Below are 24368 nucleotides of genomic sequence, written 5' to 3'. Positions count from 1 at the left end.
TGACAGCATCTTCGGGAAGAATGCCGTACCAATAAGTCAATCAGGACACCAACAACCAACAGTCACGCGGAGCCATCAACCGCTCCGGACAGAAAGGCGGGGATCATGGGAATCCTCCAGCGGTTCAACGACATCATGCGCAGCAATATCAACGCGCTGCTCGACAAGTGCGAGGACCCGTCGAAGATGGTCGACCAGATGCTGCTCGACCTGCGGCGCGACCTGGCCGACGTCAAGAACGAGACGGCCGGCGTCATGGCCGACGCGGCCAACGCCAAGCGCCAGCTCGACCAGTGCGACGAGACGATCGCGCGCTACGACAAGGCCGCCCGCGCCGCCCTGCAGCAGGGCAACGAGGCCGACGCCCGCGAACTGCTCTCGAAGAAGCAGCAGTACGAGGAGACGCGCACGAGCCTGGCCAACGCATGGCAGCTCGCCGACGCGAACGCGACGAAGATGCGCGAGCTGCACGACAAGCTCGTCTCCGACATCTCGTCGCTCGAGGCCCGCAAGTCGGCAATCAAGGCGAAGGTCGCCGCCGCGAAGGCGCAGGAGCACGTCAACGACATCACGTCCGGCGGCGACCGCGCCCGCTCGTCGATGGAGGCGTTCGACCGCATGGAGGCCAAGGCCGACCGCATGCTCGACGCCGCCCAGGCCAAGGCCGACCTCAACGCCGGCGTCAACTCGACGTCCGAGCTGGCCGACAAGTACCTCAAGGGCGCCGACAGCCCGTCCGTCGACGACGAGCTCGCCCGCATGAAGGCCGAGATGGGCCTCGAGTAGTTCCGTTCATATCACACTCCCTCCCTGGAGGGGGTCGGCGAAGCGAAGCTGAGCCGGTGGGAGTTCGCAAGGCCGCTGGAACTGGCCGCTGATTCGGCAAGCAGCCGGTTCCGGCACGGTTGCGAACTCCCACCGAAACCGCTGCGCGGTTTCGACTCCCTCCGGGGAGGGAGTTTTTTCGCTGCCGGTCTCGCAGAGCGTCGCGGGGCTGTCCGGAATGTGACTCGGGGGCACCCCTTGCGAGCCCCCTTGTTTGGCGACGTTGCTACTGTTTTGCCTGTCAGCTCACCTAGGTGATCCAACTTCGAACGGCCACGGCCGGCATGGGGTTCGCCAAGCCGCACATGGCCGGGAAGGCAGAACATGGAGAAACTGGACAAGCTCTACGAGGGCAAGGCCAAGAAACTGTACGCCACCGACGATCCGGACGTCCTCTGGGTCGAATACATGAACCAGGCCACGGCCGGCAACGGCGCGAAGAAGGCCCAGATCGACGGCAAGGGGTCGCTGAACAACCGCATTACGTCGGTGATCTTCGACCTGCTCAAGGCCCGTGGCGTCGACTCCCACTTCATCGACCACATCTCCGACACCGAACAGCTCGTGCGCAGGATGGACATGTATCCGCTCGAGATCATCATGCGCAACACGGCCGCCGGCAGCTTCGCGCAGCGCTACGGTGTCGAGGAAGGCACCGAGCTGAAGAAGCCGATCCTCGAATTCTGCGTCAAGGACGACGACCTCGGCGACCCGTTCATCAACGACGACGGCATCGTCGCGCTCGGCCTGGCCAGCGAGGACGAACTCGCCGAAATCTCCCGCCAGGCCCGTGCCGTCAACGACGCCCTCAAGGACATCTTCTCGAAGATCGACGTCCAGCTCGTCGACTTCAAGATCGAGGAAGGCAAGACAAGCGACGGCACGATCCTGCTCGCCGACGAGATCACGCCGGACACCTGCCGCCTGTGGGACCTGAAGGACGGTTCCGGACAGATCGAGCATCTCGACAAGGACCTGTTCCGCCGCGACCTCGGCAACATCATTCCGGCCTACGAGGAAATCCTCGACCGCCTGACCGCCCTCGCCAACGAAGAGGGCGTCGAACTGCGCTAACCTCACGGCCTGCGTTCCGCCGAACGCAGGCCCTTTCAATCTTGGAAACGATTCGTCCCGGGACAGATCCCCGCCAGCGGGCATCGGATCGGGGACGCCATATATAGAAGGAATGGCAAGTGGTTTTTCGCATCCACGTGGAAAAGAAGCCGGGATTCGACGTCGAGGCGCGGCAGCTGACGCATGAACTGCGCACGATTCTCGGCATCGAGGGCCTGACGAACGTGAGAATTGTCAACCGGTACGATGTCGAGGGCATCTCGCGCGAGCTGTTCGACCGGGTGACGCCGACCGTGTTCAGCGAGCCGCAGGTCGACAACGCGACGGCGGACCTGCCGGCGTTCGATGACGACGACGATGTGTTCGCCGTCGAGTTCCTGCCCGGCCAGTTCGACCAGCGCGCCGACTCGGCGAGCGAATGCATCCAGCTCATCTCGCAGGGCGAGCGGCCTGCGGTCCGCTCGGCCAAGGTCTACGCGCTGGAAGGCGACCTGACCGCCGACGACGTCGCCGCGATCAAGAAGTACGTCATCAACCCCGTCGAGGCGCGCGAGGCCACCATGGAAATGCCGCGGACGCTGGCGGCCGCCGTGCCGGTGCCGCAGCCGGTGGAAGTCCTGACCGGCTTCCGCGACATGGCCGACGACGACCTGCAGGCCTTCATCGACGAACGGGGACTGGCGATGGACACCGCCGACCTGAAGTTCTGCCGCGACTACTTCGCCGAGGAAGGCCGCGACCCGACGATCACCGAAATCAGGGTCGTCGACACCTACTGGTCCGATCACTGCCGCCACACGACGTTCGGCACCAGCCTCGACCACGTCGCCATCGACGACCCGAAGACGGCCGCCGCCTTTGAAACCTACCTGAAGATGCGCGAGGAGCTTGGCCGCGAGCACAAGCCCGTGTGCCTGATGGACATAGGCACGATCGGCGCGAAATGGCTCAAGAAGAACGGCGTCCTGACCGGCCTGGACGAATCGGACGAAATCAACGCCTGCACCGTCAAGGTGACCGTCGACGTCGACGGCGAGCCGGAAGACTGGCTGTACCTGTTCAAGAACGAGACGCACAACCATCCGACCGAAATCGAGCCGTTCGGCGGCGCCGCCACCTGCATCGGCGGCTGCATCCGCGACCCGCTGTCCGGCCGCGCCTACGTCTACCAGGCCATGCGCGTCACCGGCGCCGGCGACCCGACCGTGCCGGTCGCCGAGACGATGGAAGGCAAGCTGCCGCAGCGCAAGCTCGTCACGACGGCCGCCGCCGGCTACAGCTCGTACGGCAACCAGATCGGACTGGCGACCGGACAGGTCGACGAGATCTACGATCCCGGCTACGCGGCCAAGCGCATGGAAATCGGCGCCGTCGTCGCGGCCACGCCGGCCGACCACGTGCGCCGCGAGACGCCGGCGCCCGGCGACGTCATCATCCTGCTCGGCGGCCGCACCGGCCGCGACGGCATCGGCGGCGCCACCGGCTCGTCGAAGGCCCACAACGTCGACTCGCTCGAACTCGACGGCGCCGAGGTCCAGAAGGGCAACGCGCCCGTCGAGCGCAAGATCCAGCGCCTGTTCCGCCGCGGCGAGGCGACGCGCCTGATCAAGCGCTGCAACGACTTCGGCGCCGGCGGCGTCTCCGTCGCCGTCGGCGAGATCGCCGACGGCCTCGACGTCGACCTCGACAAGGTGACGAAGAAGTACGAGGGCCTCGACGGCACCGAGCTCGCGATCTCCGAATCGCAGGAACGCATGGCCGTCGACGTCGCCGCCGACGACGCCGACGAATTCCTCGGGTACGCGAAGGAAGAGAACCTCGAGGCCGAAATCATCGCCACCGTCACCGAGGAACCCCGGATGATCATGCGCTGGAACGGCGACGTCATCGTCGACCTCTCCCGCGCGTTCCTCGCGTCCAACGGCGCCGAGAAGCACCAGGACGTCCACGTCGTCGAACAGCGCGCATACGTCGCGCCGTACACGGACGAATCGTACCGGCTCGCCGACGAGGACGCTCCCGGCCTCGAGGCCCGCATGACGGCGATGCTCTCCAACATCAACGCCGCCTCGAAGAAGGGCCTCGTCGAACGCTTCGACTCGACGATCGGCGCCGGCACCGTCCTGATGCCGTTCGGCGGCAGCCGCCAGCTCACGCCCGCCGAGGCGATGGTCGCCAAGCTGCCCGTCGACGGCGGCAAGACGACCACCGCGTCGGCGATGGCCTGGGGCTTCAACCCCGCCATCATGAAGGCCAACCAGTTCACCGGCGCGTACCTCGCCGTCGTCGAGTCGCTCGCCAGGCTCGTCGCCGCCGGCTTCGAACACGAGAAGGCCTACCTGACGTTCCAGGAATACTTCGAGAAGCTGCGCGACGTTCCGGAGCGCTGGGGCAAGCCGACCGCCGCCGTCCTCGGCGCGCTGATGGCCCAGGTCCAGCTCGGCGTCGGCGCCATCGGCGGCAAGGACTCGATGTCCGGCTCGTTCGAGGACCTCGACGTGCCGCCGACGCTCGTCTCGTTCGCCACCGCCGTCGGCGACATGCACCGCGCCACGTCTCCGGAATTCAAGGCCGCCGGCCACCGCGTCGTCCGCATCGCCCCGCGCCTGCAGGACGACAACCTCACCCCGGTGCCCGAAGCGTTCCTCGAGGCGATGTCGGTCGTCGAGGACCTCGTCGACTTCGGCGACGCGCTCGCCGTCGCCACGCCCGGCATGTTCGGCACCGCCGAGGCGCTGTTCCGCATGATGGTCGGCAACGCCATCGGCGTGCGGCTCGACGACGGCATCGCCGTCGACGACCTGTTCGAACCGGCGTACGGATCGTTCCTCGTCGAACTCGCCGACGACGCCGACCTGCCGGCCGTCACCAACCTCGTCGAGGCCGGCCAGATCGGCGAGACGACCGCCGACTACGTGTTCGCCGCCGCCGGCACCGTCCTCGACGGCGCCGCGCTGCAGGAAACATGGGAACGCGGGCTCGAGTCGGTCTTCCCGTACCGTTCCGCGGGGGAGGAGTCGCTCGAGGGCGACGATTCGTCCGTCGACCAGCTGTCCTGGACCGGTGGCCAGAAGCATGTGTACGCCGGCCAGCCTGTCGCCAGGCCGCACGTCGTCATCCCCGTCTTCCCTGGCAACAACTGCGAATTCGACGCGGCCGCCGCGTTCGAGAAGGCCGGCGCCGACGTCACGACGCTCGTCGTCAACAACCTGACGCCATCCGCCGTCGCCGAATCCACGACGGCGCTCGCCGACGAGATCCGGCGCTCGCAGATCGTCATGATCCCCGGCGGCTTCTCCGGCGGCGACGAGCCCGACGGCTCGGCGAAGTTCATCACGGCGTTCTTCCGCGCGCCGGAAGTCACCGACGCCGTGCGCACGCTGCTGGGCGACCACGACGGCCTGATGCTCGGTATCTGCAACGGCTTCCAGGCGCTGGTCAAGCTCGGCCTTGTGCCGTTCGGCGACATCGTGCCGATGACCGCCGACTGCCCGACGCTGACGTTCAACTCGATCGGCCGCCACCAGAGCCGACTCGTCACCACGCGCGTGGCGTCGAACCTGTCGCCGTGGCTGTCCGGCTGCGAGGTCGGCGACCTGCACACCGTCGCGATCTCGCACGGCGAGGGTCGCTTCGTCGCGCCGGCGAGCGTGCTGGCGTCGCTTGTCGAGCACGGTCAGGTCGCCACGCAGTACACGGATGCCCATGGAGTGCCGTCGATGGACCTCGACGTCAACCCGAACGGCTCGATGCTCGCGATCGAGGGCATCACGAGCCCCGACGGCCGCGTCTTCGGCAAGATGGGCCACTCCGAGCGCGCCGGCGACGGCCTCTACCGCAACGTCCCCGGCAACCTGTACCAGCCCGTCTTCGAATCCGGCGTGAACTACTTCACGGCCTGAGACCGCAAGAGGCAGGCTCCCTTCCATGGAACCTTCCCCCTTGACTCGATGTCGCAAACCCGAGCTTGCAGCTCGGGTTTGCGACATCGTAAGAGATGGAACAGGTCGCCCGGAGGCTCAGCCGACCTGGATGGCCAGGGCCTGCACGAGCTGCGTGGCCTTGATGCGGGCCTCCTCGATGTCGCTGCCGGTGGCCAGCGCCACGCCCATGCGGCGGTGGCCGTGGACTTCCGGCTTCGCGAAGACGCGCAGGTCGGTGCCCGGCTGGCGCAGCGCCACGTCGAGGTTGCCGAAGGACACCTCGCCGTCGCCCTCGACGACGATCGGGTGGCTGGCCGCGCCGGCATACTTCGGCAGTGCCAGCGCCACGTGGGCGTCGGTGACCGGAATGCCGAGGATGGCGCGGGCGTGCAGGTCGAATTCGCTCAGGTGCTGCGAGATCATCGTGACCATGCCGGTGTCGTGCGGCCGCGGCGAGACCTCGTTGAACAGCACCGTGCCATCCTTCAATACGAACAGTTCCACGCCGTACACGCCCCAGCCGGTCTCGTTCGGCAGCGGCTTGCCGTCGGCGCCGCGGGCCGACAGGTCAACGAGGCCGGCGACGGCGGCCTTCGCGATGCGCTCGGCATCTTCGTAGACGGACACGGGAACGTCCGCCGGCTGCCACGATTCGCGGTAGTCGCCGCTTTCCTGGCGCTGGCCGATCGGCTGGCAGACGACGATGCCGGCCGACGAGGCGACCGTCAGCATCGTCAGCTCGTAGTCGAGGTCGACGAGCTGCTCGACGACGACGCGGGACACGCCGCCCTCGCCGGCCGCGCGACGACCGTGCTGGGCCTCCTCCCACGCCGCCTCGATGCCGGAAGCGTCGCGCACGACCGACTGGCCATGGCCGGAACTCGACATGACCGGCTTGACGACGCACGGATAGCCGACGGCCTCGGCACCGGCCTCGAGTTCCCCGGGCGTGCCGGCGAAGCGGTAGTCGCTCGTCGGCAGTCCGAGCTCGTCGTGGGCGAGCGTGCGCAGCTTCTCGCGGTCCATGCATGTCTGTGCGACCTCGGCGCTCGGCACGACCTGGATGCCCGAACGGGCGGCGTCCGTCAGCTCCGACGTCGCGATCGCCTCGACTTCCGGCACGATGATGTCGGGATGGACGTCGGCAATGAGCTTCCTGAGCTCGTCGGCGTTCGCCATGTCGACGACGAACGATTCATGCGCCACCTGCGCCGCCGGCGCGCCGGCATACGAGTCGGCCGCGCCGACCCAGACGCCGAGCCGCATCAGCGCGATCGCGACTTCCTTGCCGAGCTCGCCGGAGCCGAGCAGCAGCACGCGCACCGGATGGGCGCCGAGCGGCGTGCCGACGCGACGGGCGGCCATGCCGGACGCGGCGGAAGTAGTGGGGGAGTTGTCTGCAATGTCGGCCAGATCGGCCTGATCGAGTTTCGCCATGCCCCCATTGTGCCATCGGACGGCGGCGGAGGGACCTTGTTTCGCCGGAATATGGCGGAAAACGAAAAACCCTCCGCGATGCGGAGGGTTTCGGTTCGGGGTGGATAACGCGGTTCGAACGCGCGACCTTCTGAACCACAATCAGATGCTCTACCGACTGAGCTATATCCACCATGTGGCGTCCGCTGCTTGAGCGGGGCAACAGATGGAAACTATACACGGTTTGCCGGTGGCGCAAAAATCACGGCGTGTCGCAGCGTTGGAAATCCTCGCGTGGCGCCTGGAAAGCGACTATACTGAAAGGTACTTGATAAAAGAAATAACTGAAGAGTGCAGACCGGACAGCAACGGTATCAGTGCCGCGCAGGGTGGCGCGGCGTCCCGGCGCGGGAGCCGGGAGAGCAGTTCCGAGGACGGAACGGTTCCGGTAGCGGGAATCGTTCGAGCATGAGAACCGCGGTGCACGCAGGCACCGCGAGAGAGGCCCCGCTGGCAGGCAGATCGGCGGTGAGGCACCCGCGAAACGATGGAATGGTGACAGTTCGAGGAGCGAGAATAACCCGCGTGGATGCGGGAGCAACGAGGATTCTCGGATGATAACTGAATAACCGGCCTTGGTTCGCGACGATGAAAATCCATTGGCAAGGCTGGAATGACGGACCGGATGACAGGCAATGCGCCGCCGACAGGCGCTCGGAAGCGCGGCAGTCGAACAGGCGGCGAGACCGGTCCTTCTTAGGGTGAGGCGGCCCGCGGAGTTTCCTAGACACTCCGCGGGCCGCCTGTTTTTTGTTGCAGTCCGCGACGCACTCAGCCGGTGACGAATCCGGGGCGGCGGGGAGCCGCCGGCTTCCTACCGTGGAAGGCATGGGAAGTTCGACTGCGGTAACGAATGCGAAGGAAAGCGGCAACCAGTCCGACCAGGGAGGCCTGCACGGATGGCGGCTGGCGCTCGTCTTCATCGGCCTGGCGCTCGGCATGTTCGTCAGCTCCTTGTCGGAGACGATCGCCGCGACGGCGCTGCCGACAATCGTCGGCGACCTCGGCGGCGTGACGATCATGCAGTGGGTCTCGACGACGTACATCCTCACGTCGACGATCACGATGCCGTTCTACGGCCGCCTCGGCGACAAGATCGGCCGCAAGCGGCTGCTCATCGTCGCGCTGGGCCTGTACGCGCTGGGCAAGGGCATCTGCGGCATCACGCCAAACATGGCCGGCCTGATCTGCGGCCGCGCAATCTCCGGCCTGGGCGGCGGCGGCCTGATCATCCTGTCGCAGGCCATCCTGGCGGACGTGGTCTCGGCGCGTGCCCGCGGCAAGTACATGGGCGCGATCGGCGCCGTCTTCGCCGTCTCGAACGTCCTCGGCCCGGTGCTCGGCGGCTGGTTCGTCCAGGTGACCGGCTGGCGGATGATCTTCTGGTTCACCATCCCGCTCGCCGTCCTCGCGATGGTCGGCACCGGCATCTTCCTGCCGAAGGACTCCCACGACGACCATCACGTCACCGTCGACGTCTGGGGCATCGTCACGTCGACATTGTTCACCGTCGCGCTCGTCCTCGCGCTGAGCTGGGGCGGCACGACGTTCGCGTGGGATTCGTGGGAAGTCATCGGCATGCTGGTGCTGACCGTCGTCGCCGCGGTCGCGTTCGTGCTCGTCGAGCGGCGCGCCGTCGAGCCAGTGATTCCATTGAGCCTGTTCCGCAACCGCAACTTCACGCTGCTGACCGTCGCCGCGATGCTGATCTACGCGAGCTTCGACGGCGCGATCAACTACCTGCCGACGTTCCTGCAGATCGTAGAGGACAAGTCGCCGGAAATCGCCGGCCTGATGATGGTGCCGATCTGCATGGGATCCCTGATCACGTCGACGGCCACCGGCTTCCTCGCCTCGGCGACGGGCCGCTACAAGTGGATGCTCGTCTCGATGTGCGCGTTCGTCTCGGTCGGCTTCTTCCTGATGGGCGTGCTGAACAGCCACACGGCACTGTGGCTCATGCTGACGTACTTCTTCATCCTCGGCTTCGGCCTGGGCCTGGGCTCGCAGATCATCGTGCTCGTCGTGCAGAACGAGTTCCCGCACTCGATCGTCGGCACGGCGACGGCCGCGAACAATTTCTTCCGCCAGATCGGCTCCACGCTCGGCACCGCCATCACCGGCTCGGTCTTCACGGCGCGCCTCGCCGCGATCGTCGAGCCGAAGCTGCCGTCGACGAGCCACATCAAGCTCGCCGACCTGACGCCGGACGAGTTCGACACGTTCCCGAAGGCGCTCAAGGCCATTGTCGCCGACGGCTACTGCCAGGCGCTCGTCCCGATTTTCCGCGTCTTCGTGCCGCTGATGGTCGCGTGCCTGGTCATGATGGTCTTCGTCAGGAACCATCCGCTCGCGACGAAGGTCGACAACGGCGGCACGGCTGCCCGGTGACGCTCCGGCGGCCCGCGTTTGCGATACGCCATCGGTGGACGGGAAGAATCGTGCACGCATGCCAATGGAATAATCGAACAGCAGAACATTCATTGGAAACCTGACGGAAGGGTTGTCATGCTGTCTTTCGAAAACGACTACTCGTCGACCGCGGCGCCGGAAATCCTCAAGCGGATGCAGGAAACCGCCGACGAACAGAATCCCGGCTACGGAGACGACGACTACTGCAAGGCCGCGGCCGCGAAAATTGGCAAGTATTGCGACGATCCGTCCGTCCAGGTCGTCTTCCTGACCGGCGGCACGCAGACCAACCAGGTCGTGCTCGACGCGATCACGCCGCCGTACGCCGGCGTCGTCGCCGCCGACAGCGGCCATGTCGCCGTCCACGAGGCCGGCGCCATCGAGTCGACCGGGCACAAGGTCCTCACGATCCCGGCCCATTACGGCAAGATCCGCGCCGCCGACCTCGACGATTTCTGCGAACGCTTCTACGCCGACGCCAACCACGAGCACATGGTGGCGCCCGGCTCCGTCTACATTTCCCAGCCGACCGAATACGGCACCGTCTACTCGCGCGAGGAACTCGCCGCGATCGCCGAGGTCGCGCACAGCCACCACATGCCGCTGTTCATCGACGGCGCCCGGCTCGGCTACGCGCTGACGGCCGTCTCGAACGACAACTGCGACGAAACCGAGACGCCGGACACCCCGGACGATCCGGCCGAGCCGACTGAACCGACAACGATGGCGACGATGGCCGACATCGCCCGCATCTGCGACGTCTTCACGATCGGCGGCACGAAGTGCGGCGCGATGATCGGCGAGGCCGTCGTCTTCACGAAGCACAACCTGCCGTCCCACTTCACGACGCTCGTCAAGCGCCACGGCGCGCTGCTCGCCAAGGGCTGGCTGCTCGGCCTGCAGTTCGACACGCTGTTCACCGACGACCTCTACTTCAACCTGTGCCGCCACGCCAACGAGGAAGCCGACCGCATCCGCGAGGTGCTCGTCAGGAAGGGCTACAACGTCGCGTTCATCTCCTCGACGAACCAGATCTTCATCACCGTGCCGAACGCGACGGCCACCGCGCTGCAGAAGAACGTCAGGCTCGGCTTCATGGAGCAGGTCGACGCCGGCCACGTCATGCTGCGCATCTGCACGAGCTGGGCGACGACCGACGCGCAGGTCGACCAGCTGATCAAGCTGCTGTAGTCGCCGGCGCCTGCCGCGTTCGCCGCCGGCTGTTCTACCCCCGTGACGTTACAATCGGGCCCCATGGGAAGCGAAGAGGAACAGGACAACCGGACAGCCGACGGCGACAGGCCGCTGACGATAGCGCTCGTCGTCGAGACGGGCGGCAACCGCGGCAACGGCACGTCGAACTCGGCGCTGCAGTGGGCCGCCGAACTGACACGGCAGGGGCACCATCCGCGCGTCGTCGGCATCGGCTCGGCGGATTTCCCGGCGCGCGAGAACCACATTCCGTTCGTCAGCTGGATCTCGCGCAAGCAGCAGATGCAGTTCGCCGAGCCGAGCCGCAAGCTGTTCGAGAAGGCGTTCGACGGCGTCGACGTCGTCCATGTCTACCTGCCGTTCCGCTTCGGACGCCACGCCGCGAAGGCCGCGCGCCGCATGGGCCTGCCGGTGACGGCCGGCTACCACCTGCAGCCCGAGAACATCACGTATTCGGCGGGCCCGCTGCGCTACCTGCCGTTCATGGACCCGCTGATCTACGGGCTGTTCGATCACTGGCTGTACCGCAAGGTCGACCACATTCACGTGCCGACCGAACTCGGCGCCACGCTGTTGCGCTCGCACGGCTACACGACGCCGATCACCGTCATCTCGAACGGCTACGAGCCGAGGTTCGTGCCCAAGCGGCAGAGCCCGGCCGGCTCGCCGTCGCCGCGGCCGTTCAGGATCGTCGCCTCGGGGCGGCTGACCGGCGAAAAGAATCACATCCTGCTTATCGAGGCGATCTCGCGCTGCCGGCACGCCGACGACATCGAGCTGACGATCGCCGGCACGGGACCGCTGGCGAACACGCTGAAGAAGCACGCCGACCGGCTGCTCACGCGCCCGGCGTCGATCGGCTTCCACCGCAACGCCGACATGCCGGCGCTGCTGCGCTCCGCCGACCTGATGGTCCACCCGTCGATCGCCGACCTCGAGTCGGTCTCGGTGCTCGAGGGCATGGCCAGCGGCCTCGTGCCGGTCATCGCCGACTCGCCGCAGTCGGCGGCCGGCCAGTTCTCGCTGTGCGAGGAAAGCTCGTTCGCCGTCGACGATGTCGAGGAACTGGCCAGGAGAATCGACTGGTGGATCGACCATCCGGACGAGCTGGCCCGCTGGGGCGCGCGCTACGCGCAGGTGGCCGCCGAACACTACTCGGTCGCCCGCTCGGTGCGCCGCTTCGTCGCGATGGAACGTGCCGTCATCGCCGGCCACGAGACCGCCTGACCTGTTCATTGCATCATGCCGCTGTCGCCCATGGTGCAAATCCGGGTTGCCGGTCCGGGTTTGCGCCATGAACGCAAGGGAAAAGACCGGCGAGTCGCGGCGTTGTGATTGTCGGGGGAGACGTGATATCATTCCCTCTTGTGTGTGCCAGCGGCGCGCCTTATGTGACAGGAGCGGACGCTGGGATATCCCGGAAGTCGACATGACCACGGACAGCAATGCCGCGGTGGGATGACGGACGGGCCATCGGGCCGGTGGGCAGTGGCTAGCTTTCTTTCGCAAGGATCGTCAACGATCCATCCGAGGAAGTGGACGTCGCAAGACCTGGAGTCTGCGGCGGCTCCCGAAAGGAAAGTGCGGCTGCAGCGCGGCACCGCACCAAGGAGAACAGAAACCACTGAATCGGAGAATTCAAGTTGCCTACTATTGAACAGCTCGTCCGCAAGGGACGCAAGGCAAAGCCGAAGAAGTCCAAGACTTTGGCTCTCAAGGGCAGCCCGCTGCGCCGCGGCGTGTGCACCCGTGTCTACACGACCACCCCGAAGAAGCCGAACTCGGCTCTTCGTAAGGTTGCCCGTGTGCGCCTGAGCTCCGGCGTCGAAGTCACCGCCTACATTCCGGGCGAGGGCCACAACCTGCAGGAGCACTCCATCGTGCTCGTGCGCGGCGGCCGTGTGAAGGATCTGCCGGGTGTTCGTTACCACATCGTGCGTGGTGCACTCGATACCCAGGGCGTTAAGGACCGCAAGCAGGGTCGTTCCCTGTACGGAGCAAAGAAGGCGAAGTAAGAGATATGTCACGTAAGGGACCTGCCAAGAAACACCAGCTGCTGCCGGATCCGATCTACGGTTCCACCGTTGTGGCACAGCTCATCAACAAGATTCTGCTCGACGGCAAGAAGTCGATCGCCGAGGACATCGTCTACTCGGCCCTTGACATGGTCAAGGAGAAGACGGACCAGGAGCCGGTGGCCGTGCTCAAGCGCGCCCTGGACAACATCCGTCCGTCGCTCGAGGTCCGCTCCCGCCGTGTCGGCGGCGCGACCTATCAGGTGCCGGTCGAGGTCAAGCCGGCCCGCGCCAACACGCTGTCGCTGCGCTGGCTGACCGACTTCTCCCGCGCCCGTCGCGAGAAGACGATGGCCGAGCGCCTCGCCAACGAGATCCTCGACGCCTCCAACGGCCTCGGTGCTTCCGTCAAGCGCCGCGAAGACACCCACAAGATGGCCGAGGCCAACAAGGCCTTCGCTCACTACCGCTGGTAGTCGCCACTTGCCGGGAATACCGGCCGGCTTCCCGTGGTTGCCGGTCATCGGTTGGATGAATCGTTCCAGATAGCCGCTTTGCCGGCTGGAACGATTCTTGCTGCCGGGAGCTGTTCCCGGCGACGGATATCAGAAAACGAAAGAGCTAAGGAAACAACGCATCATGGCACAAGACGTGCTTACTGATCTGCACATGGTTCGCAACATCGGCATCATGGCCCACATCGATGCCGGCAAGACGACGACCACTGAGCGCATTCTGTACTACACCGGCAAGAACTACAAGATCGGCGAGACCCACGACGGCGCCTCGACCATGGACTTCATGGCGCAGGAGCAGGAGCGCGGCATCACGATCCAGTCTGCCGCCACGACCTGCTTCTGGAACCGTCAGACCCACGACACCGACCAGAAGTTCCAGATCAACATCATCGACACCCCGGGCCACGTGGACTTCACGGCCGAGGTCGAGCGTTCGCTGCGCGTCCTCGACGGCGCCGTCGCCGTCTTCGACGGCAAGGAAGGCGTCGAGCCGCAGTCCGAGACCGTCTGGCGCCAGGCCGACAAGTACGGCGTCCCGCGCATCTGCTTCATCAACAAGATGGACAAGCTCGGTGCCGACTTCTACTACTCGGTCGACACGATCAAGACGAAGCTCGGCGCCACGCCGCTCGTCGTCCAGCTGCCGATCGGCGCCGAGAACGACTTCGCCGGCGTCGTCGACCTGATCCGCATGAAGGCCTACGTCTGGAACGACGTCAAGGACGACATGGGTGCCCACTACGACACGATCGAGATCCCGGACGACCTCAAGGAACGCGCCGAGCAGTACCGCTCGGAGCTGCTCGACCAGGTTGCCGAGTCCGACGAGGAGCTGCTCGAGAAGTACCTCGAGAGCGGCGAGCTGTCGGAAGAGGAGATCCGCGCTGGCATCCGCAAGCTGACGATCAACCGCGAGGCCTACCCGGTCCTGTGCGGTTCCGCGTTCAAGGACAAGGGCGTGCAGCCGATGCTGGACGCCGTTGTCGACTACCTGCCGAGCCCGGAGGACGTGCCGTCCATCCGCGGTTTCGACCCGTCCGACGAGTCCATCGAGATCGACCGCAAGCCGACCTTCGACGATCCGTTCTCGGCCCTGGTCTTCAAGATCTCGACCCACCCGTTCTACGGCAAGCTGGTCTTCGTCCGCGTCTACTCCGGCGTGGTCAAGCCGGGCGACACCGTGCTCGACTCCACGAAGGGCAAGAAGGAACGCGTCGGCAAGATCTTCCAGATGCACGCCGACAAGGAGAACCCGGTCGATTCCGCCGAAGCCGGCAACATCTACACGTTCGTCGGCCTGAAGAACGTCACCACCGGTGACACGCTCTGCGACGAGAAGCACCCGATCTCCCTCGAGTCCATGACCTTCCCGGACCCGGTCATCGAGGTGGCCGTCGAGCCGAAGACCAAGGCCGACCAGGAGAAGATGTCGCTGGCCCTCGCCAAGCTGTCCGACGAGGATCCGACGTTCCAGGTCAAGACCGACGAGGAATCCGGCCAGACGCTGATCTCCGGCATGGGCGAGCTCCAGCTCGACATCATCGTCGACCGCATGCGCCGCGAGTTCAAGGTCGAGTGCAACGTCGGCAAGCCGCAGGTCGCCTACCGCGAGACCATCCGCAAGGCCGTCATGGGCCAGGAATACACCCACAAGAAGCAGACGGGCGGTTCCGGCCAGTTCGCAAAGGTCCTCATGAACTTCGAGCCGCTGGACACCGAGTCCGGCGAGGTCTACGAGTTCGCCAACGAGGTCACCGGCGGCCACATCACGAAGGAATTCATCCCGTCGATCGACGCGGGTGTCCAGGAAGCCATGGAATCCGGCATCCTCGCCGGCTTCCCGGTGGTCGGCGTCAAGGCGACCGTCGTCGATGGCCAGGTCCACGACGTCGATTCCTCGGAAATGGCCTTCAAGATCGCCGGCTCGATGTGCTTCAAGGAAGCCGCCCCGAAGGCGAAGCCGGTCATCCTCGAGCCGATCATGGCCGTGGAAGTCCGCACCCCGGAAGAGTACATGGGCGACGTCATGGGCGACATCAACTCCCGTCGTGGCGCCATCCAGTCCATGACCGACGCCGCCGGCGTCAAGGTCATCGACGCCAAGGTCCCGCTGTCCGAGATGTTCGGCTACATCGGCGACCTGCGTTCGAAGACCCAGGGCCGCGCGATGTTCACGATGCAGATGGATTCCTACGCGGAGGTCCCGAAGGCCGTCGCCGACGAAATCATCAAGGCCCAGCGCGGCGAGTGATCCGGCCGGGCCGGCCGGTCCCTCGCGGCTGGCCGGGCCGCGCGGATCGTTCGCGGCGACTATCCGCCGCCGGACGGGACGACGAATTTTTCCGGAAATTTTCCGGAATAAACAACCGTCGAAACGATTGGTCATCACGTCTCGTCCGGCCGGGGGATGCCGCGGCGAAACGGCGCTGAAAAGTGACACGATTTCGTCACACCGGGGTTTGCCAGTGTCGCCCATAAACGGTAAGATTCTGTACCGTTGACTGGGTTGGCGACCCCGAAGTGGCGGAAAAACCATAAACTCAGTAATATGTAGCAAGTGCCTTGTGGCCTCGGCCCGAGGGGACAAGGTTTACTACGAGAACGTCCAGGAGGACAAACACACATGGCAAAGGAAAAGTACGAGCGCACTAAGCCGCACGTTAACATCGGCACCATCGGTCACGTCGATCACGGCAAGACCACGCTGACCGCCGCTATCTCCAAGGTTCTGCACGAAGAGTACCCGGATGTCAACCCGGCCTACGACTTCAACCAGATCGACGCCGCTCCGGAAGAGCAGCAGCGCGGCATCACGATCAACATCGCCCACATCGAGTACCAGACCGAGAAGCGTCACTACGCTCACGTCGACTGCCCGGGCCACGCCGACTTCGTCAAGAACATGATCACCGGTGCCGCCCAGATGGATGGCGCCATCCTCGTTGTGGCCGCCACCGACGGCCCGATGGCCCAGACCCGCGAGCACGTCCTGCTCGCCCGCCAGGTCGGCGTTCCGAAGATCCTCGTCGCCCTGAACAAGTGCGACATGGTCGACGACGACGAGCTGATCGAGCTCGTCGAGGAAGAGGTCCGTGACCTCCTCGACGAAAACGGCTTCGATCGCGACTGCCCGGTCGTCCACACCTCCGCTTACGGCGCCCTGCACGACGACGCTCCGGACCACGACAAGTGGGTCGAGTCCGTCAAGGAGCTCATGAACTACGTCGACGAGTACATCCCGACGCCGGTTCACGACCTGGACAAGCCGTTCCTGATGCCGATCGAGGACGTCTTCACGATCTCCGGTCGTGGCACCGTCGTCACCGGCCGTGTCGAGCGTGGCCGCCTGCCGATCAACACCCCGGTCGAGATCGTCGGCATCCGCCCGACCCAGAACACCACCGTCACCTCCATCGAGACCTTCCACAAGCAGATGGACGAGTGCGAGGCCGGCGACAACACCGGTCTGCTGCTCCGCGGCATCAACCGTACGGACGTCGAGCGTGGCCAGGTCGTCGCTGCTCCGGGCTCCGTCACCCCGCACACCAAGTTCGAGGGCGAAGTCTACGTCCTGACCAAGGACGAGGGTGGCCGTCACTCGCCGTTCTTCTCGAACTACCGTCCGCAGTTCTACTTCCGCACCACCGACGTCACCGGCGTCATCACGCTGCCGGAAGGCGTCGAGATGGTCCAGCCGGGCGATCACGCGACCTTCACGGTCGAGCTGATCCAGCCGATCGCCATGGAAGAGGGCCTGACCTTCGCTGTCCGCGAAGGCGGCCACACCGTCGGCTCGGGCCGTGTCACCAAGATCCTCGCCTGATTCCATTCGAATCAGTCGGTAGATCCGACACGCTGAACTAGCGCAGGGCCCCGCTCCCGTCTGGGAGCGGGGCCCTTTTGCATGTGCGGGAGAAGTAGGTTGCATGCGCGGGGATAAGAAGGATGAATAGGTAAAATGAATTGACAAATATCCTGCGCACATCTGGAGGCACCATGGCGACGAAGCCCACCGCAAGTCCCGACCAGCACGACGATTTCCGCTCCACGCCGCTGTGGGACGAATCGTTGCCGATATCCGAACGCGTCGAATGGCTGCTGGACGAGCTGACCATCGACGACAAGCTGTCGCTGCTGGCATCCAGCACGCCGGCGATTCCGCGGCTGGGTATCGGGCCGTTCAACATCGGGGGAGAAGCGGCGCATGGTGTCGAGGCCCGCCACGACCAGGACGGCGACGGCCCCGAACCGGACGGCAGCCTGCCGCATGCCGAGCACACGACGTCGCTGCCGCAACCCATCGGCATGAGCGCCACGTGGGATGCCAGTCTCCTCGAACGGGCCGGCGCGCTCGTCGGCGTCGAGGCGAGGGCGCTGTACCGGCGCAACCCGCGCGGCGGCCTGTGCCGCTGGGCCCCGACCGTCGATCTCGAACGCGACCCGCGATGGGGACGCACCGAGGAAGGCTACGGCGAAGATCCGGTGCTCACCGGCGCGATGGCCGGAGCCTACGTGCGCGGCCTGCAGGGCGGCGGCCCGGAGGACACCCGCGACCACCTGCGCGTCAGCGCCGCATTGAAGCATTTCTTCGCCAACAACGTCGAGGACGGCCGCTGCGTGACGTCCTCGACGGTCGGCGCCCGCGACCGCCGGGAATACTACCTGGAGCCGTTCCGCCGCTGCATTCAGGATGCCGGTGCCAGCTCGGTGATGACGGCGTACAACGCCGTCAACGGCACCGTCGAAATGCACGACGCTCGCGTGCGGGAACTGCTGCGCGGCGAGGATGGACTCTACGGCCATGTCGTCAGCGACGGCGGCGCCATGCGGCTCGTTCACGACGCGCGCGGCGACACGGACTCGCATGCGCAGACGGTGGCGCGGGCGCTCAAGGCAGGCGTCGACTGCATCGTCGACGATCCGGACCTCGTGCGCGAGGCGGCGACGCAGGCCTATCGGGAAGGACTCGTTGACATCGGGGACATCGACGAGGCGCTGCGGCACTCGTTCACGACGAAACTGCGGCTCGGCCTGTTCGACGCGCGACAGTCCAACCCGTTCGCCGCCGTTCCCGCCGACGCCGTCGACAGCGCGGAACATCGCCGGCTGGCCCGGCAGGTCACCGACGAATCGCTGGTGCTGCTGAAGAACGACGGGCTGCTGCCGCTGCGGATGCCGCACGCGGACGGCGGGACGCCGCCGGCACGCATTGCCGTCGTCGGGCCGCTCGCCGACCGCTGGTACCGCGACTGGTACGGCGGCGAACCGAACCTCCACGCGACGATAGCCGACGGCGTGCGCGACATTGCCGGAGCGGGCGTCGACGTCGCCGTCGACGATGCGCTGGACGTCGTGCTGCTGAAATTCGACGGACGCTACGCCGCGCTCGGCGACGATGCGCGCCTGCGGGCCGTCGGCGACGCCGCGCAGGCGGAACGATTCCGGCTGCAGGACTGGGGTCACGGTGCGCTGACGTTCGTCTCCGAAACGACCGGACGCTACCTGACGGCGCTGGACGACGGCTCGATCGCCGCCATCAAGGACATGCCGTTCGGCTGGTTCGTCAAGGAAACCTTCCATCGCGACGCCGACGGCAACCTGTGCATCTACAGCGACGTGCCCGTGTCGGTCGACGGCGACGGGAACATCGTCGCGGCCGGCGGCACTGATCTCGCCTCGCAGCGGGTGGGCGTGCCGCAGACCCATGGCTTCGGGACGGCGTCGTCCCGCGGTGCCGTGCTGGACATCGACGTGGTGGAGCGAGGCGTCGAGCGGGCCGGGAAGCTGGCCGCGGCGGCCGACGTCGTCATCGCCGCCGTCGGCTGCTGTCCGGTCATCAACGGCAAGGAGGACGAGGACCGGCCATCCACCGGGTTCCCGCCGTCCCAGCACGAACTTGTCCGCCGGCTCGTCGCGGCGAATCCGGACACGGCGATGGTGCTCGTCGCCAACTATCCGGTCGACATCGACTGGGAAGAGGAACACGTGCCGGCCATCCTGCTGACGGCTTCCGGCTCGCAGTGCATGGGCGACGCCGTCGCCGACGCGCTGTTCGGCGCCGTGGCCCCGGCCGGCAGGCTCCCGATGACGTGGTACGGCGCCGGCGTCGACCTGCCCGACAAGAACGACTACGACATGATCGGCGGCGGCCGCACCTACCAGTGGCACCGCGGCCCGGTGCTCTATCCGTTCGGCCATGGACTGACCTACGCGCCGTTCTCGTATATGTTCGGCACGCTGCCGGACGGCGGGTTGCGGGCGAACGCGGCCGCCGCCGACGTCGTGCATGTGCCGGTCGCCGTCGCGAACCATGGCGACGTGACCAGCGACGCCGTCGTCGAGGCCTACGTGCGCTACCCGCATGAAGAGGGGAACGATCCGGTGCCGATGCCCGTGCGGCGCCTCGTCGGCTTCGTCCGCGAACGGCAGGTCAAGCCGGGAGAGGAACGGCGCGCCGTCCTCGAGATCCCGATGGAGAACCTGCGCATCTACGACGTGCGTCGCGGCGACTACCGCGTTCCCGATGGCCGGTATGCGCTGGACATCGGCGCGTCCAGCGGCGACATTCGCGCCAGCATGCTGCTGGACATCGCCGGCGAGCCGCCGCGTCCGCGTCCGCTCGGCGAATGGATTCCCGTCGACCACTGGGATGCCGCGTCCAATATCGCGCTGGTGGCGGTGCCTGTCATGAACGATTCATCCGGCGATTCGATGACGGACCGTCCTGCCGCAACGGTGACGGATCATCTTCCGGCGGATGCCTGCTTGGCTACGGTTCATCAGCCCGACCGTCCCGGCACGCTGGCATTTGGCGGTTTCGAGCCCATGCAACCGGGCCGGCATGTGCGGCTTGCCAGCGACAATTGCACGATCGGCAGCCCCGTTGTCCTTCGCGTGGGCACCGACGACATCATCGCCGACCCCGACGGCACCTTCCCGCTGCCCGAAGGCACGGTATCCTTCACCCTCGTCCTGACCGGCGAAGCCCGGGTGTGCGCCGTCCGCGTCGACTGAAGCGTGGCTGCGGAGCAGGGGAGGACGGACTTGGTTATTCCGTCATCTTGATAGGGATTCGGTTCGCCGCGGGCAGGCCTACGGCGAACCGATTACAAAAGCAGGATGCTGTTTTCTGCATGTCACAATCCCGTGATCCGATCACGGGATTGTGACATGCAGAAATGTGGTCAGGAGGAAAGCAGGGAGGCGTAGGCCTGGGCGCTCTGGACGAGCCGGAGGTCGGCGAAACCGGGAACGGCGGTGCCGTGAACGAGGAACGGATCGTCGTAGATCATGCCGAGATAGCGGGCCGTGCTGCGCAGCGGGACCAGCACGTCGTCCATCGTGACGTTCTGGCTGCCCTCGTAACGGTAGATTTCTTCCGTACCACCGACAGTGACGGCGACCAGCAGGTGCTTGCCGGTGAGGACATTGTCGCCCTCATACGCCCAACCGGGCTCCAGCACGTCGTCTTCCCACTGCTTGAGCAACGCCGGCGAGCTGTACCAGTACAGCGGGAACTGGAACACGATGCGGTCGCTGGCTTCGGCCAGCGCCTGCTCCGCGGCGACATCGATGTCGAATTGCGGATACAGCGCGTACATGTCGCGGACGGTGATGTCGGGATCATGCAGGTTCTCGACGGCTTCGGCGAGCGCGCGGTTGGCGACGGACTGTCCGAGGTCGGGGTGGAACACCATGACGGAGGTCTTCATTGATTCTCCTTGGTTGGGCTTGTGTGCTTCGCAATTGCCAGTCTAATCGTCCGGCTCGCGCCGATGAACCGGAGGGGACATCCGGACGTCTCGAAGCGCGTTTCGATCGATAACAGACGTCGTCGCTTATCGCCGCCGTCATGGTTGCAGGGACGAAAACATGTCCCGGCGGATAGCCGATGGCTGTGGTCATCGCCGGCGTCCTGGTTGCCTGGGAGAAACGTGCTTCGGCCGATATGCGCAGTGACAGCGGAACGGGATTGGGACGGCCACGTCGGTGGTGTGGGTTTTCGAGTACGCTGGAAGGACAAGCGACAGGGCTGCCGTCCGGCAGGCCCCGCCGACCTGAGGGGGAATGACGATGACGCAGCCGCACTATCACGGCACCGAGCTGTGGAACGAAAACCTGGATATCGCCACCCGCGTCGAGTGGCTGCTGGGGGAACTGACGCTCGACGAGAAGGCCGTGCTGATCGCCGCGGACACGCCGGCCATCGACCGGCTCGGCATCCGGCCGTATTCGATGGGCCACGCCGGCTCGCCGATCGCGCAGCCGATCTCGATGGCGGCGACGTGGGATCCGGCGCTTGTCCAGCTCGCCGGCACCGCGACCGGCGAGCACATCCGCCGCGGCTTCCACGCCGGCGACGTCATCCGTGCGGCGGACAACGGCGACGGGAACGCCGCCTCGCCGCACGACACGACGCCACTGAGCGGCCTGACCTGCGACATCGCCGTCAGCCCGGCGTTCGATCCGCGCTGGGAGGGCGTCGAATACAGCTTTGGCGAGGATCCGCTGCTGTGCGGCGTCATGGCGTCGGTCTACATCGCCGGCGCCCAGGGCACGCCGATCAGCGACAACGCCGGCTACCGCTTCGACAACGTCAACACCGTCGCGAAATTCGGCGACTTCTCGGTCGACGACCCGCTGCGCGTCTGCGGCGCGCTGGCCGCGTTCTTCCTCGGTGAGGGCTGCGGCACGCCGGAGGACATTACCGTCGACGCGAGGAATCGTCGCGAATATTTCCTCGAGCCGTTCCGCCGCGGCATCATCACCGGCAACGCCAGCGCCGTAGAGACGGCCAGCTCCGTCGTCAACGGCACGCCGGAGCGGTTCGATCCGCGACTCGCCGAGCTCGTGCACGATTCGTACGGCATTCACGGCCACGTCGTCAGCGACGAGCACGCCGTGGCGCAGGCCGTCGTCGACGGCCGCACGCCGGAGGAGGCCGTCGCGGCGATGCTGTGCTCGGGCGTCGACGCCGTGCGCGACGATCCGGCCGTCGTCGAGCGTGCCGTCCACGACGCGCTCGACCGCGGACTGCTCGCCGAGGCCGATCTCGACGTGGCCATCGGCCACACGTTCGCCACGAAGATCCGGCTTGGCCTGTTCGACGCCCGGCCGATCAATCCGTACCAGTGGAAGCAGGGGCGTCCCGGCACGATGGATCCCGTCGACCCGACGGCGACGGCCGAGCGACTCGAGGCCGAACAGCTCGTGCTGCTCAAGAACAACGGCCTGCTGCCGCTGCCCATCGACGGCCACCGGACGCTCGGCGTCGTCGGGCCCGAATCGTTCATCGCCGGCGTCAAGAAGGCCGTCGACCAATGCGCCGGTGCCGTCGTCGGCTCCGACATCGACGTCGTCGGCGAGAGCGACCGCTCCCGCGCCGTCGACCTCGCCCTCGACGTCGACACCGTCGCCGTCGTCTGCCGGCGCGCCCAGCCCGACGTCGCCAACCCGCGCACGATCGCGTTTCCCGACGACGAACGCCGCCTGCTGCAGGACATCCTGCAGGTCAACAGTCGCGTCATCGTCGTGTTGCTGACCGAGCGGCCGGTCTGCATCGACTGGGAAAAGGCGGCGATTCCCGCCATCCTGACGACGGCCGCGCTCGGCTCCGCGAGCGAGGGACGCACGTCGGCGGCCGCGCTCGAGCGCACCGGACGGACCGTCGGCCGCGCGCTCGTCGGCGACGTCAATCCGGCCGGCCGGCTGCCGATGACCTGGTACGGTCCCGGCGGCTCGGTCGGCAGCGGCCTCGTGCCGGCCGGCATCGTGCGCGACCGGGCATCCGAGCCGCGCGGCGTCGACGGACCGCTCGACGACGACGGCGACCTCTACTACGACAAGGTCCCCGACGAGGACGACTTCGACATCATCGGCACCGGCCGCACCTACCAGTGGTGCCGCGGACCGGTCCTGTTCCCGTTCGGCCACGGCCTGTCCTACACGACGTTCGACGTCGAGCTCGCCGCGCCGCTCAACGGCGGCCGCCGGCTGGACACGACGATCGACCACTCGGTGCTCGTCAACCTGCGCGTGACGAACACCGGCGCGAGGACCGGCGACGACGTGCTGCAGGTGTACGTGCGCTATCCGCGCGAGCTCGGCGGCGGCGCGAACGAGGAGGTCAAGCCGGTCCGGCGCCTCATCGGCTTCGAGCGCCTCAACGGCCTGAAGCCGGGGGAGAACTTCCGCGTCCAGATGCGCATCCCGCTCGAGAACCTGCGCATGTACGACGTGCGCAAGGAAGGCTTCCGCATTCCGTACGGCACCTACCAGCTCGAGGTCGGTTCCTCGTCGGCCGACATCCGGCTGTCGTTGCCGATGCAGGTGCGCGGCGAGAAGCCGGCCACGCGGCCGGTACACGAATGGATCGCCATCGACCACTGGGACGAGATGAGCGGCGCCGCGCTCGTGCCGTCGCGCCCGCTGATGGGCCAGGAGCCGGGGCGTGCCTGCGCCGCCGTGCTCGAGCCCGGTGCCGCCGAAGCCAGGCTGACGTTCCGCGGCTTCGAGTCGACGAAGGAAGGCCGGCGCCTGCGCGTCGCCGGCGAGCGGCGGCGCACCGACGACGGCCGCACGCCCATCCACGTCGAGGTCGGCGCCAACGTCATCGTCGCCGACGGCGACGGCGCGTTCCCGCTGCCGCCCTACACGACCGCCCTGGACATCGTCCTCACCGGTCCCGCGAAGATTTCCGGACTGCGGGTCGACTGATGATCGTCGATGTCGTGAACCCGGGCCGACGGCCCGGGTTCACGACATCGAGGGGAGAAATTGGCTGGTCATTACAAGACCGGATGTGTCGTTTTTGTACGAAACCGCAAAGACGGGGTTTCGTCCGGTGCCCTAGAGTGGGAACGTTTTGCGTTGCACGATGCTCCGCGCCCGTTCGCGGCGGGAGCATCGTGCCG

The 24368-nt window shown here is 66.4% G+C and carries 14 protein-coding genes and 1 tRNA gene; 12 read left to right on the top strand and 3 right to left on the bottom strand.

Annotation, left to right across the window (positions count from 1 at the left end):
• Positions 1 to 105 precede the first annotated feature (105 nt).
• The 3 genes from F6S87_RS02030 to F6S87_RS02020 all read left to right on the top strand — a co-directional run bounded on the left by F6S87_RS02030 (position 106) and on the right by F6S87_RS02020 (position 5801).
• The gene (locus tag F6S87_RS02030; protein ID WP_163226989.1) at positions 106 to 786 is read left to right on the top strand and encodes a PspA/IM30 family protein; all 681 of its coding nucleotides are present in this window, start codon (positions 106 to 108) and stop codon (positions 784 to 786) included.
• Between the two features lie 363 nt (positions 787 to 1149).
• Positions 1150 to 1899, top strand: a complete 750-nt coding sequence (purC, locus tag F6S87_RS02025; RefSeq protein ID WP_163226988.1) for a phosphoribosylaminoimidazolesuccinocarboxamide synthase — start codon at positions 1150 to 1152, stop codon at positions 1897 to 1899.
• 119 nt (positions 1900 to 2018) lie between these two features.
• Positions 2019 to 5801 (top strand): phosphoribosylformylglycinamidine synthase, encoded by a 3783-nt coding sequence (locus tag F6S87_RS02020; protein ID WP_163226987.1) that lies wholly within the window; start codon positions 2019 to 2021, stop codon positions 5799 to 5801.
• A gap of 117 nt (positions 5802 to 5918) precedes the next feature.
• On the opposite strand, the gene purT is transcribed toward F6S87_RS02020, so the two are convergent.
• Positions 5919 to 7187, bottom strand: a complete 1269-nt coding sequence (purT, locus tag F6S87_RS02015; RefSeq protein WP_163227543.1) for a formate-dependent phosphoribosylglycinamide formyltransferase — start codon at positions 7185 to 7187, stop codon at positions 5919 to 5921.
• Positions 7188 to 7358: 171 nt separating this feature from the next.
• Positions 7359 to 7431: transfer RNA gene (locus F6S87_RS02010), tRNA-His, on the bottom strand.
• A 695-nt stretch (positions 7432 to 8126) separates the two neighbouring features.
• Between F6S87_RS02010 and F6S87_RS02005 the strand changes: the two genes are divergently transcribed.
• The 8 genes from F6S87_RS02005 (at position 8127) to F6S87_RS01970 (ending at position 20469) form a co-directional block, all read left to right on the top strand.
• Positions 8127 to 9689 (top strand): MFS transporter, encoded by a 1563-nt coding sequence (locus F6S87_RS02005; RefSeq protein ID WP_163226986.1) that lies wholly within the window; start codon positions 8127 to 8129, stop codon positions 9687 to 9689.
• A 117-nt stretch (positions 9690 to 9806) separates the two neighbouring features.
• Positions 9807 to 10901, top strand: a complete 1095-nt coding sequence (locus F6S87_RS02000; RefSeq protein WP_163226985.1) for a threonine aldolase family protein — start codon at positions 9807 to 9809, stop codon at positions 10899 to 10901.
• A gap of 63 nt (positions 10902 to 10964) precedes the next feature.
• Positions 10965 to 12149 carry a glycosyltransferase gene (locus F6S87_RS01995; RefSeq protein ID WP_163226984.1) on the top strand — a complete coding sequence of 395 codons (1185 nt, stop codon included), beginning with the start codon at positions 10965 to 10967 and terminating at the stop codon, positions 12147 to 12149.
• Positions 12150 to 12565: 416 nt separating this feature from the next.
• On the top strand, positions 12566 to 12937 hold the full coding sequence (gene rpsL / locus F6S87_RS01990; RefSeq protein ID WP_006294990.1) for a 30S ribosomal protein S12: 372 nt from the start codon (positions 12566 to 12568) through the stop codon (positions 12935 to 12937).
• 5 nt (positions 12938 to 12942) lie between these two features.
• Complete coding sequence (rpsG, locus tag F6S87_RS01985; RefSeq protein ID WP_003813834.1) at positions 12943 to 13413, top strand: 30S ribosomal protein S7; 471 nt, start codon at positions 12943 to 12945, stop codon at positions 13411 to 13413.
• A 163-nt stretch (positions 13414 to 13576) separates the two neighbouring features.
• Positions 13577 to 15706: an elongation factor G gene (gene fusA, locus F6S87_RS01980; protein ID WP_163226983.1), complete on the top strand. Its 2130-nt coding sequence runs from the start codon at positions 13577 to 13579 to the stop codon at positions 15704 to 15706.
• Positions 15707 to 16078: 372 nt separating this feature from the next.
• Positions 16079 to 17278: an elongation factor Tu gene (gene tuf / locus F6S87_RS01975; RefSeq protein ID WP_163226982.1), complete on the top strand. Its 1200-nt coding sequence runs from the start codon at positions 16079 to 16081 to the stop codon at positions 17276 to 17278.
• Between the two features lie 173 nt (positions 17279 to 17451).
• Positions 17452 to 20469, top strand: a complete 3018-nt coding sequence (locus F6S87_RS01970) for a glycoside hydrolase family 3 protein (protein WP_163226981.1) — start codon at positions 17452 to 17454, stop codon at positions 20467 to 20469.
• A 170-nt stretch (positions 20470 to 20639) separates the two neighbouring features.
• On the opposite strand, the gene F6S87_RS01965 is transcribed toward F6S87_RS01970, so the two are convergent.
• Positions 20640 to 21167: an NAD(P)H-dependent oxidoreductase gene (locus F6S87_RS01965; protein WP_163226980.1), complete on the bottom strand. Its 528-nt coding sequence runs from the start codon at positions 21165 to 21167 to the stop codon at positions 20640 to 20642.
• Between the two features lie 355 nt (positions 21168 to 21522).
• On the opposite strand from F6S87_RS01965, the gene F6S87_RS01960 reads away from it, so the two are divergent.
• On the top strand, positions 21523 to 24171 hold the full coding sequence (locus F6S87_RS01960; RefSeq protein WP_163226979.1) for a glycoside hydrolase family 3 C-terminal domain-containing protein: 2649 nt from the start codon (positions 21523 to 21525) through the stop codon (positions 24169 to 24171).
• Positions 24172 to 24368 lie beyond the last annotated feature (197 nt).

Origin of the sequence: Bifidobacterium choloepi, assembly GCF_010667615.1 — a bacterium.
Classification (GTDB): domain Bacteria; phylum Actinomycetota; class Actinomycetes; order Actinomycetales; family Bifidobacteriaceae; genus Bifidobacterium; species Bifidobacterium choloepi.
The sequence above is the reverse complement of the archived record's forward strand: the minus strand, read 5'-3'. Positions and strand labels throughout refer to the sequence as shown.

Coding starts and splice junctions, on each gene's coding strand:
- F6S87_RS01995 (WP_163226984.1), top strand. CDS start 10,965: ATGGGAAGCGAAGAGGAACAGGACAACCGGACAGCCGACGGCGACAGG.
- rpsG (WP_003813834.1), top strand. CDS start 12,943: ATGTCACGTAAGGGACCTGCCAAGAAACACCAGCTGCTGCCGGATCCG.
- purT (WP_163227543.1), bottom strand. CDS start 7,187: ATGGCCGCCCGTCGCGTCGGCACGCCGCTCGGCGCCCATCCGGTGCGC.
- F6S87_RS01965 (WP_163226980.1), bottom strand. CDS start 21,167: ATGAAGACCTCCGTCATGGTGTTCCACCCCGACCTCGGACAGTCCGTC.
- F6S87_RS02000 (WP_163226985.1), top strand. CDS start 9,807: ATGCTGTCTTTCGAAAACGACTACTCGTCGACCGCGGCGCCGGAAATC.
- F6S87_RS01960 (WP_163226979.1), top strand. CDS start 21,523: ATGACGATGACGCAGCCGCACTATCACGGCACCGAGCTGTGGAACGAA.
- fusA (WP_163226983.1), top strand. CDS start 13,577: ATGGCACAAGACGTGCTTACTGATCTGCACATGGTTCGCAACATCGGC.
- purC (WP_163226988.1), top strand. CDS start 1,150: ATGGAGAAACTGGACAAGCTCTACGAGGGCAAGGCCAAGAAACTGTAC.
- F6S87_RS01970 (WP_163226981.1), top strand. CDS start 17,452: ATGGCGACGAAGCCCACCGCAAGTCCCGACCAGCACGACGATTTCCGC.
- tuf (WP_163226982.1), top strand. CDS start 16,079: ATGGCAAAGGAAAAGTACGAGCGCACTAAGCCGCACGTTAACATCGGC.
- F6S87_RS02005 (WP_163226986.1), top strand. CDS start 8,127: ATGGGAAGTTCGACTGCGGTAACGAATGCGAAGGAAAGCGGCAACCAG.
- F6S87_RS02030 (WP_163226989.1), top strand. CDS start 106: ATGGGAATCCTCCAGCGGTTCAACGACATCATGCGCAGCAATATCAAC.